Here is a 9471-nt window from a genome sequence, read left to right on the forward strand (position 1 = left end):
ACATCTAATATGACTGCAAAGTGATGATGAGTGATCAATCATCTCACCGTATAATTATGCTATTCTAAGAAAATAAAAAGCCTACACACTCACCCTCTTGATGAGGTGCAGGCTTGGTTCACTTGTTAATCATACTAGCCTAGTATAACATCCACGCTTGCAGTTGAACAGATGTCGGTTGTCCTGTTTTAAAGGTAATATTTTTCTCGTTTTCATCCGGGTAAATTCGAGCGGTAAATACTTCTGCCCCGTCATTTACAAATATCTCAATTGATGAAGAGTCTAGGAACACACGGAGATTTTTCAGCTCGCTGATCTCACAATGACGCTCCTCAATCGTTTTGCCATCCACAAAGCTGATTCGGCTCAGCGTCAAGCGCTCTTTTTCAGGGGAATACGTAATCGTTGCATGATTACGCATCTGAATCGTTACTTCACCTGAAGGATTTTCGTTAAACGTGAGCTCATATTCTAAACGTTCTCCATCAATCCCTGCGAAAGCTTGCTCCTCTTCATTCAATACCACATTTTGATAAATGACTTCAGCATGTCTAAGCTTTTTTAACTCTTCTACCGGCAGTTGATAGAGCTTGCCATCTTTCACTCTAAGTTCACGAGGCAAAGTCATCGCATGGATCCATTTATATTCAATGGTTGGGTGGTCTTCCTCACGTTCTTCAGGCAGCCCTAACCAACCGAAGAGCAGGCGGCGCCCTTGATCATCTTCTGTCGTTTGCGGAGCATAAAACTCAAAGCCTCGATCCATTTCCACAAACTCACCGTGATCAAACCGAGCGTTTTCATAATCCATTTTTCCAATAAAGTAGCCTGCTTGATAAATATTTTGATATAACATTCCCTCAGGCTCTAACCCTTGAGGTGAGAGGATTAGCACTTCTTCGCCGTCCAGTTCAAATAAGTCGGGACATTCCCACATATAGCCGAAATCTTCTAATGACCCTACGTGCGCACCAGCAATCGCCCCTAAATGTTCCCACTTGTATAGATCACTAGAACGCAATAAGGCAGCTTTTCCTGTTAGGTCTTCGCTTTGTGCTCCGACTATCATATAGAAATAATCATCACGCTTCCAAACTTTAGGGTCGCGGAAATGAGCTGTATACCCTTCAGGAAGCTCAACAACGACTCCTTTTTTATCAAAAGTAAAACCGTCTTCTGATTCTACTAATACTTGATAGCTCTCTCGATTATTGTGTTCATCTTTTACATTGCCTGTATAAAATAAATACATCTTTCCGTTATGTTCAATCGCACTCCCGGAATAACAGCCATTCTTATCAAACCAATCACTTGGTGCAAGGGCTATCTCATGGTGCTCCCAATTGACTAAATCACGTGAGGTGTAATGTCCCCAAAATTTTGCGCCATGTTCTGTTTTAAACGGATTCCATTGATAAAACAAATGGTATACACCCTTGTATTGGATAAAACCATTTGGATCATTTAACAAGCCGACTGGCGGCATTAAGTGATACCCTAGGCGAAAACGATCACTTTCTACTAATGATTTATGTGTTTCAACTTCCTGATAAGCGGCTTCACGTAATTGTTTATCACGATCAGACATTATACAGACAACTCCTTTTTTTCGCATCGTACCTGCTTCTTCTCTGCGTTATCGTATCGCAGAGAGACGCGCGGTGCAACTTCTTCTTATTTTTCTATGTTATTACGTCGAGCAAGCTTGTACCATAAAGAGCCCCAATGCGTTATAATCTTTATATCATATAAGAATAATAAGGATTGAAAGGGGAGCTGACTGATGACTGCAAAAATATATGTCATTCATGAAAATGAGGAATGGACTGAGCCGCTTCGTAAGGAATTAGAAGCTCTTGGCCATCCATTTGAAACCTGGCACTTGGACCAAGGAATGATTGACCTAACAAAAGAGCCTCCACAAGGAATTTTTTATAATCGCATGAGTGCTTCTTCTCACACCAGAGAGCACAGATATGCACCAGAATTTACAGGGGCTGTGCTTGATTGGCTGGAAGCTTATGGCCGTATCGTGCTTAATACAAGCCGTGCCCTTAAGCTTGAAGTGAGCAAAGTCGCACAATATACAGCCCTTGAATCCTTTGAAATTGAAACGCCAAAAACAATGGCAGCTGTCGGGAAAAAACATATAATAGATGCGTCTGAAGCATTCAACGATGCTCCATTTATTACAAAACATAATCGAGCAGGAAAAGGACTTGGCGTTCAGCTATTTGAGAATACAGACGCACTTAAAAAGTATGTGGAAGGGCCGGATTTTGAAGAGCCAATTGATGGTATTACCCTTTTGCAGCAATACATTCAATCACCAGATTCAACAATTACTCGCTGTGAATTTATTGGGGGAAGGTTCTTTTATGCTGTGGAAGTAGACACATCAGAGGGTTTTGAATTGTGTCCTGCTGATGTTTGTCAGATTGGCGATGCTTTCTGTCCAACGACCGCACAGCCAAAAGAGAAGTTTAAGATCATTGAAAACTTTGATGACCCAATTATTCATAAGTATGAAGCTTTCCTGCTTGCTAATGATATTCATTTTGCCGGAATTGAATTTATTCGTGATGCTTCGGGAAATCTCTTTACGTATGACGTTAACACGAATACAAACTACAATCCTGACGCAGAACGCAAAGCCGGTAAGTACGGCATGAAAGAAATTGCGAAGGTGCTTGGAGAATTGTACGTTGAGCATTATAGCTAAATGTGAATGAAAGTATGGGTATCTCGTTAGAACACAAAAAGCGCCCCTTTCAGTAGTTGTTGATCTCCGCTGCAGGTACTCGCTTTTCCCGGGAATCGGTGCCTTCCGCTACAACCAACGGAGGCAAGGTGTTGTATAGTACCCCCATTATAAGTAGCTTTTAAATGATCTCTAGCAGATGAACTCACTATTATAATTTGCATTGAACCATAATTAAATCATTCCACTTAATAATTACACAAAGCAGTAACCAAGCGGATGAAATATGTGGAGACTCCTGCGGTGCCTAGAGCAGGGCTGAGATCCCACAGGGCAAAAGCCCGAGGAAGCTCAGCAGCTCACCGCGGAAAGCGAAGCATATTTCAGAAGCGACAACTATGCTATCCCTTGTTTGAGGCACCTTCTTTTTGGTTGCTTTTGAAAGATAATTAAATTACTCCACTTAGTAATCAAAAAAGCGCTGGGAGATTTTCTCTCCCAGCGCTTTTACTGTTCATAATTAAAATGCTTTTGCTGTCTTACGTACTTCTTCAAGTCCGTTTGCAATAATGTTTTCTGCCTCATCTGGCATTTGGTTATGACCTTCGATGATTACAGTTGAAAGCTGTTCGATGCCCCAGAAGCCCATTACTGTGCGCATGTAGTTCATAGACATTTCAAGCTGAGCCATTGGTCCGTTTGAATAAACGCCGCCACGTGCATTTAATAACGCAACTTTCTTGTCACCCATTAATCCTACAGGACCTTCTGGTGTGTATTTAAATGTTTTGCCAGCACGGCTTAGGTAATCTACATACGTGTGCAGTGCTGCAGGAATCGTGAAGTTCCATAGTGGGAAAGCAAATACGACTTTGTCCGCACTAATGAACTGCTCAAGGTAACGATCGTTTAACTCACGAGCTGCATCTTCCTCTGGAGTTGTAGCAATTTGCTGCATTGGCTTAAACAGTCCGTTCAGCATGGTTGCATCAAGGTAAGGAAGATTTTCTTTATATAGATCCAACTCAATAACTTCATCAGTTGGGTTTGCTTCTTTATAGGTTGTGAGGAACTCCTCATACATTTTTACGCTGACTGCTTCCTCTTTCGTTCTTGGATTTCCTTTTACAAATAATACTGTTGCCATTGGTTTATCTCTCCCTTTTTATATTTCTATAAACTTTCTATACTTTTTTGTTTACTAAATAAAGTATAGTAACATTCTTTTCATTCGTCAATAGAAAAGCTCATTACTCTTTTAGATTTCCCATTTATCTCTTTCATACTTTCCCTTATAATGGAGGACAAGTAAAAACGATCGAATCGTAGCATACTAAAGGAGTGGACATCTATGACAATGAAAAAAGCGTTAACCATTGCGGGTTCAGATACAAGCGGCGGAGCAGGACTGCAAGCAGATCTTAAGACATTTCAGGAACTTGGCGTTTATGGTATGAATGCCTTAACGGTAGTCGTAGCGCAGGATCCTCATAATAATTGGAATCATGAAGTGTTTCCTCAAGATGTGGGACAGCTAGAAAAGCAAATTGAAACAGTACTTGCTGGCATTGGGATCGATGCCGCTAAAACAGGAATGCTCGGACGTACGGAAATTATTGAGCTTGTAGCTAAAAAAGTCGATCAATACAATATTTCAAACTTCGTTGTAGACCCTGTTATGGTATGTAAGGGTGCAGATGAGGCATTGAATCCAGAAACGGATGCATGTCTGCGTGATGTCTTAGTACCTAAAGCATTAGTGGTAACACCAAACTTATTTGAAGCTGCGCAGCTAAGCGGACACGGTCCGATTACAACAATCGGTGAAATGAAAGAAGCAGCAGCTGCCATTTCCGAGCTTGGTGCAAAACACGTTGTGGTAAAAGGTGGAAGCAAGCTTGATCATGATAAAGCAGTCGATGTGTACTTTGATGGAAATGATTTCACACTGCTTGAATCAGAAAAAATCGATACAACGTTTACTCACGGGGCTGGCTGTACCTTTGCAGCTGCGATCACTGCAGAGCTAGCAAAAGGACGTTCTGTACAAGAAGCGATCCACACAGCGAAAGAATTTGTCAACACAGCTATTAAGCATTCATTCCGACTCAATCAATATGTCGGGCCATTAAAACATATAGCTAATAGAAGGTAAGTAGTACGATTCAGGTCTGGCATTTGTCAGACCTGTTATGTTTATAGAAAGGCAGTGACAAGGTGCAACAATCTAATACGCAGCACTCAGAACAAAAGATAGGGATTACAGCCGCGATCTTTGCTTATATATTATGGGGAATCCTACCTCTCTACTGGAAACAGCTTGAACATGTAACTCCAGGGGAAGTATTAGCCTACAGGATAATTTGGTCCCTTGTTTTTATGGTTGGTATCTTAGCGTTAAGAGGACAGGTTGGCTTTTTTGTACAAGAGGTTAAACGTCTTCTTACCAGTAAAAAGCAAACAATCGGCATGATTTCAGCCTCTGTTTTTATCACGTTAAACTGGTTTGTCTTTATTTGGGCGGTAACGAATGAACGGATGGTAGAGGCGAGCCTTGGCTATTATATTAATCCGTTAGTTAATGTCCTTCTTGCCATGATATTTCTAAAGGAGAGGTTTACTCGCTGGCAAGGAGTGTCTTTCGCCCTTGCATTTATAGGGGTGACCTTAATGACTGTTTATTACGGGGTTATTCCGTATGCTTCTTTCTTGCTTGCTATTACCTTTGGAATCTATGGACTTATGAAAAAATTAGTCAATGTCGGTGCACTGGTAGGACTAACAATTGAAACAATGTTGATGACCCCTTTTGCTCTGCTTTATGTGTGGTTTGCCAAACCTGAAGCGGGCATTTTTTCAGCACACTCTCTTGAAACATGGATACTGTTAATTGGAGCCGGGGCTGCAACAGCTATACCACTTCTGCTTTTCTCTGTTGGTGCAAAAAAGATATCCTTGTCATTAATCGGGTTCCTTCAATACATTGGACCGACCTTAATGCTTCTGTTTGGTGTCTTTCTATATAAAGAGCCCTTCAGCTTGATCCAATTGGCCGCGTTTATTTTCATATGGATCGGACTCCTTATTTTCACTACTTCCGGCACCCCTGCCTTCAAAAAAATAACAGCGAGGCGAAGTGTTCCTCTTCACACGAAAGAAAAAGGAATGTAATCTAAAAAAGCATGCAGCCAAATGACTGCATGCTTTTACTATTCTTAAAACTTCGCTTGATAAGCTGCTACTTCCCAATCAGAAACCGTTGTACGGAAGTCATCCCACTCACCACGTTTTAGTTCAATATATTCTGAATATGCATGTTCACCTAAAGTGTTGCGGCCAATCGTACCTGCTTCAAAATGATCTAGAGCAGACTCAAGGTTTGTCGGCAGGTTCGAAATACCGCGCTCAAAGCACTCTTTACGTGTCATGCTGAAAATATCATCATTGACTGCTGGGGGTGCAGTCAGTTCACGTTCAATTCCATCAAGGCCTGCTGATGCAACAACAGCAAATGCAAAGTAAGGGTTTGCTGATGGATCCGGGCAGCGGATCTCAACACGAGTTCCAGCGCCACGTGTTGCCGGGATACGAATAAGAGCTGAACGGTTTGAAGCTGACCAAGCAATATAACAAGGAGCCTCATAGCCAGGAACGAGACGTTTATATGAGTTTACAAGCGGGTTTGTCACTGCTACAAAGTCTTTCACATTATCAATTAATCCGGCTATAAATTGATAAGCTGTTTCAGACAGCCCTAACTCATCTGTATCATCATAGAAAGCATTTTCTTGTTTTTCGATATCAAACAGCGAAATATTCGTATGCATTCCGCTGCCATTTGCCCCTGCAAGCGGCTTTGGCATGAATGTGGCATGAAGACCATGCTGTCCTGCTACTGTTTTTACGACCCATTTATATGTCGTTGCTGCATCTGCCGCACCAAGTGCATCAGCATACTTGAAGTTGATTTCATGCTGGCCGATTGCCACCTCGTGATGCGATGCTTCAATCGTGAAGCCCATTTCCTTTAATACTTTATAAATCGCTAAACGAACTTTTTCACCGTTATCTTTTGGTGACGGCTCAAAATATCCGCCGACATCTTGTGTTTTTAATGTAGGCTGTCCCGCATCGTCCGTCTCAAATAAGAAGAACTCAAGCTCTGGACCTACATTGATTGAATAGCCCTTTTCCTCAGCACGCTTAACCGTTTCTTTTAAAACGTTGCGCGGGTCGCCCAAAAAGTCCGACCCATCAGGCTTTTTTACGCTGCATAAAAACCTCGCTTCAGAATACCCTTCCTCTTCTGTCCAAGGAAGTACAGCAAAGGTGCTTAAATCAGGCGTTAAATATAAGTCTGATTGGTTAATCGGAGTGAAGCCTGTTATTGATGAACCATCAAACATCACTTGACCGTTTACTGCTTGATCTAATTGTTCAGATGTAATTGTTACATGTTTTAATGTTCCTTCAATATCTACAAATTGCATATGCAATAGCTCTACATGTTTTGTCTCAATCGTTGCACGAATTTCCTCAATTTGGCTCTCTCTCGTTGGTACTGATACAGTTGTCATCCCCATCCACTTCCTTTTCATAAAGTATTTTTTCTCTGTTTTTTATTACTTTATGTTGTTGAGTGAATTTTCGCAATACTTATGTTAGATTATCTAACATGGAATATGAGTGAGCTAATTTTACGTAAAAAAGGAGCTGGGAATATTCCCAGCTCACTCAAAAAAGGATAAAGGGGGTCGTGCTTGCTGCACCTTTACCTTATCAATTGTCACAAGCACTAGCAACAGCTTCTCGCTAGTCTTAATAAGATCTCTATACACTTCACGAATCCTTTACATTCTTTATACTTTTGTGAACTTCATTAACTTATGGATCGTGCTTAAATGCATCGCTTCATGGCCGACTGAAAAAACGGTCAAATCACCGATTGTCGGCATATCAAACACATTACCAAGCGGCTCCCTATCTAAGTTGCCCTTTAACTTTTGTTCAAGCTTTGCAATCTGGCCTTCAAGCTCTGCTTTAATTTCTTCTAAAGACGGAACAGCATCATCCCAATCTTTCGGGCTTGTCCCTTTATCGAAATACGTATCATACCCCTTAGGATAACTAGGAGCTTCTCCAAGCATTTGAGCGGTTAAACGGTCATGGATGACAACAATATGGCCAGCGTTCCAACGGATATTATTATTAAACCCCTCTGGAATTTGATCAACTTGATTCTCTTCTACCTTTTGCAGTGTTTTTAACGTAAAAGCACGCCAAGTGTTTAACTGTCTAAATAGTGTTTGTTCCATGTTTACTACCTCCTAAGTGTATGTTGAAACGTGTCTTTCCACTCTATTCTAGTAGGAATGTCGATAGATTGGAAACGATTACGCTTGATCGACATAGAGTTTAATTAATGCTTGAGTTCCTGCATCTTCAAATCCGCGCGTCACTAGCTTCTCATACATTCCCTTAGCAAGTTTCAACCCCGGTGTATCAAGGCCTAGTTCTTCTGCCGACTCTAGCGCAATTGTCATATCTTTCACAAAGTGCTTAATATAAAACCCCGGCTCATAGTCTCCTGCTATCATACGTGGAGCTAGATTGCTAAGTGACCAGCTTCCTGCTGCTCCCCCGCCAATACTTTTAAGTACTAGATTTGGATTCAATCCTGCCTTATCTGCGTAACTAATTGCCTCTGAAACTCCTATCATATTTGTAGCTATCGCAATCTGGTTGACCATTTTTGTATACTGCCCCATTCCTGGTCCGCCTTGCAGTACAACATTCGTACCCATTGCCTGAAAAACAGGAAGTACTTTGTTATAAGCTTCTTCATTACCACCAACCATAATCGTTAAACGAGCTTCTCTTGCTCCAATGTCCCCGCCAGAAACAGGAGCATCAAGTGAGGTCATCTGATGTTTGTCAGCAGCTTCGGCAATCTCTTTTGCAAGAGTGGGAGATGAGGTCGACATATCGATCAAGATGCTGCCTTTTCTTGCTTTATTAAGCAGCCCCTCTTCACCAAAATAGATTTCTTTGACCTCACTTGGAAACCCTAGCATCGTAATGATTACATCTGCTTTTCCCGCTACTTCTGTGGACGATTCACACCACGTACAGCCTTCTTCAATGAGATCTTCTGCTTTCGATTTTGTTCGTGTATAAGCGTTCACCGAAAACCCTTTTTTCATCAGATTTTTAGCCATACTTTTCCCCATAACTCCTAAGCCGATAAATCCAATTGATTTTACCTTATCCATTCAAACAACACACCTTTCGTATATGTCATTTATTCTCGATTCTTGGCAAAAATCCTTTTAAATACCTTAAAAGATTAGGTTACCTAGAAAAAGTGAGCACCTGCAGTGGTTGTTGATTTCCACTGCAGGCACACGCTTTCCGCGGCGGTACCAGTTGCCTCCTTGTCGCTTGATCTCTGGTAGGATACCTATTGACCACGCACATACTAAAAAAGTCTTCCCTGGCCACGCACATCCCGCAGGAGTCGAGTCCCTTCCGCTTCAATCAACGGAGGAAGAAAGTTGTTATGTTGCTCCCTCATTATAAGAAGCACTTAGTGAATAGAACTGAGCCTATTAACTAAATTATTCCACTCCATTCCTGGAAAAAGCAATAAACCAGCGGATGAAATATGCGTAGACTCCTGCGGTGCCTAGAGCGAGGCCACTGATAAACCCATGGTTTTTTTAGTGGCCTGAGGAAATGATTAAAAAAATAAAAAAAAGGGCAGTTTCTTC

The 9471-nt window shown here is 41.5% G+C and carries 8 protein-coding genes; 3 read left to right on the top strand and 5 right to left on the bottom strand.

The window, feature by feature from the left end:
• Positions 1–139: 139 nt before the first annotated feature.
• A complete protein-coding gene (locus A33I_RS16835) occupies positions 140–1588 on the bottom strand; it encodes a glycoside hydrolase family 32 protein (protein ID WP_022629503.1) in 1449 nt (482 codons plus the stop codon).
• Between the two features lie 195 nt (positions 1589–1783).
• On the opposite strand from A33I_RS16835, the gene A33I_RS16840 reads away from it, so the two are divergent.
• Complete coding sequence (locus tag A33I_RS16840; RefSeq protein ID WP_022629504.1) at positions 1784–2722, top strand: ATP-grasp domain-containing protein; 939 nt, start codon at positions 1784–1786, stop codon at positions 2720–2722.
• Positions 2723–3221: 499 nt separating this feature from the next.
• Here the strand turns inward: A33I_RS16840 and A33I_RS16845 are convergent, their stop codons facing one another.
• The gene (locus A33I_RS16845) at positions 3222–3848 is read right to left on the bottom strand and encodes an FMN-dependent NADH-azoreductase (RefSeq protein ID WP_012960804.1); all 627 of its coding nucleotides are present in this window, start codon (positions 3846–3848) and stop codon (positions 3222–3224) included.
• Between the two features lie 204 nt (positions 3849–4052).
• Here A33I_RS16845 and pdxK point away from each other — a divergent pair, with 204 nt between their 5' ends.
• Both pdxK and rarD read left to right on the top strand, forming a co-directional pair.
• A complete protein-coding gene (pdxK, locus tag A33I_RS16850; protein WP_022629505.1) occupies positions 4053–4856 on the top strand; it encodes a pyridoxine/pyridoxal/pyridoxamine kinase in 804 nt (267 codons plus the stop codon).
• Between the two features lie 62 nt (positions 4857–4918).
• Entirely contained in the window at positions 4919–5872 is a 954-nt protein-coding gene (gene rarD / locus A33I_RS16855; RefSeq protein WP_022629506.1) for an EamA family transporter RarD, read from the top strand.
• 44 nt (positions 5873–5916) lie between these two features.
• On the opposite strand, the gene glnA is transcribed toward rarD, so the two are convergent.
• The 3 genes from glnA to A33I_RS16870 form a co-directional block, all read right to left on the bottom strand.
• Positions 5917–7284, bottom strand: coding sequence for a type I glutamate--ammonia ligase (gene glnA / locus A33I_RS16860; protein WP_031311784.1), 1368 nt, complete (start codon positions 7282–7284; stop codon positions 5917–5919).
• 276 nt (positions 7285–7560) lie between these two features.
• Positions 7561–8016 carry a DinB family protein gene (locus tag A33I_RS16865; RefSeq protein WP_022629508.1) on the bottom strand — a complete coding sequence of 152 codons (456 nt, stop codon included), beginning with the start codon at positions 8014–8016 and terminating at the stop codon, positions 7561–7563.
• Between the two features lie 78 nt (positions 8017–8094).
• Entirely contained in the window at positions 8095–8973 is an 879-nt protein-coding gene (locus A33I_RS16870; RefSeq protein WP_022629509.1) for an NAD(P)-dependent oxidoreductase, read from the bottom strand.
• Positions 8974–9471: the final 498 nt, after the last annotated feature.

This window comes from Alkalihalophilus marmarensis DSM 21297 (genome assembly GCF_000474275.2).
In the GTDB taxonomy this organism is placed as follows: Bacteria; Bacillota; Bacilli; order Bacillales; family Bacillaceae_D; genus Alkalihalophilus; species Alkalihalophilus marmarensis.

Coding starts and splice junctions, on each gene's coding strand:
- A33I_RS16835 (WP_022629503.1), bottom strand. CDS start 1,588: ATGTCTGATCGTGATAAACAATTACGTGAAGCCGCTTATCAGGAAGTT.
- A33I_RS16840 (WP_022629504.1), top strand. CDS start 1,784: ATGACTGCAAAAATATATGTCATTCATGAAAATGAGGAATGGACTGAG.
- A33I_RS16845 (WP_012960804.1), bottom strand. CDS start 3,848: ATGGCAACAGTATTATTTGTAAAAGGAAATCCAAGAACGAAAGAGGAA.
- pdxK (WP_022629505.1), top strand. CDS start 4,053: ATGACAATGAAAAAAGCGTTAACCATTGCGGGTTCAGATACAAGCGGC.
- glnA (WP_031311784.1), bottom strand. CDS start 7,284: ATGGGGATGACAACTGTATCAGTACCAACGAGAGAGAGCCAAATTGAG.
- A33I_RS16865 (WP_022629508.1), bottom strand. CDS start 8,016: ATGGAACAAACACTATTTAGACAGTTAAACACTTGGCGTGCTTTTACG.
- A33I_RS16870 (WP_022629509.1), bottom strand. CDS start 8,973: ATGGATAAGGTAAAATCAATTGGATTTATCGGCTTAGGAGTTATGGGG.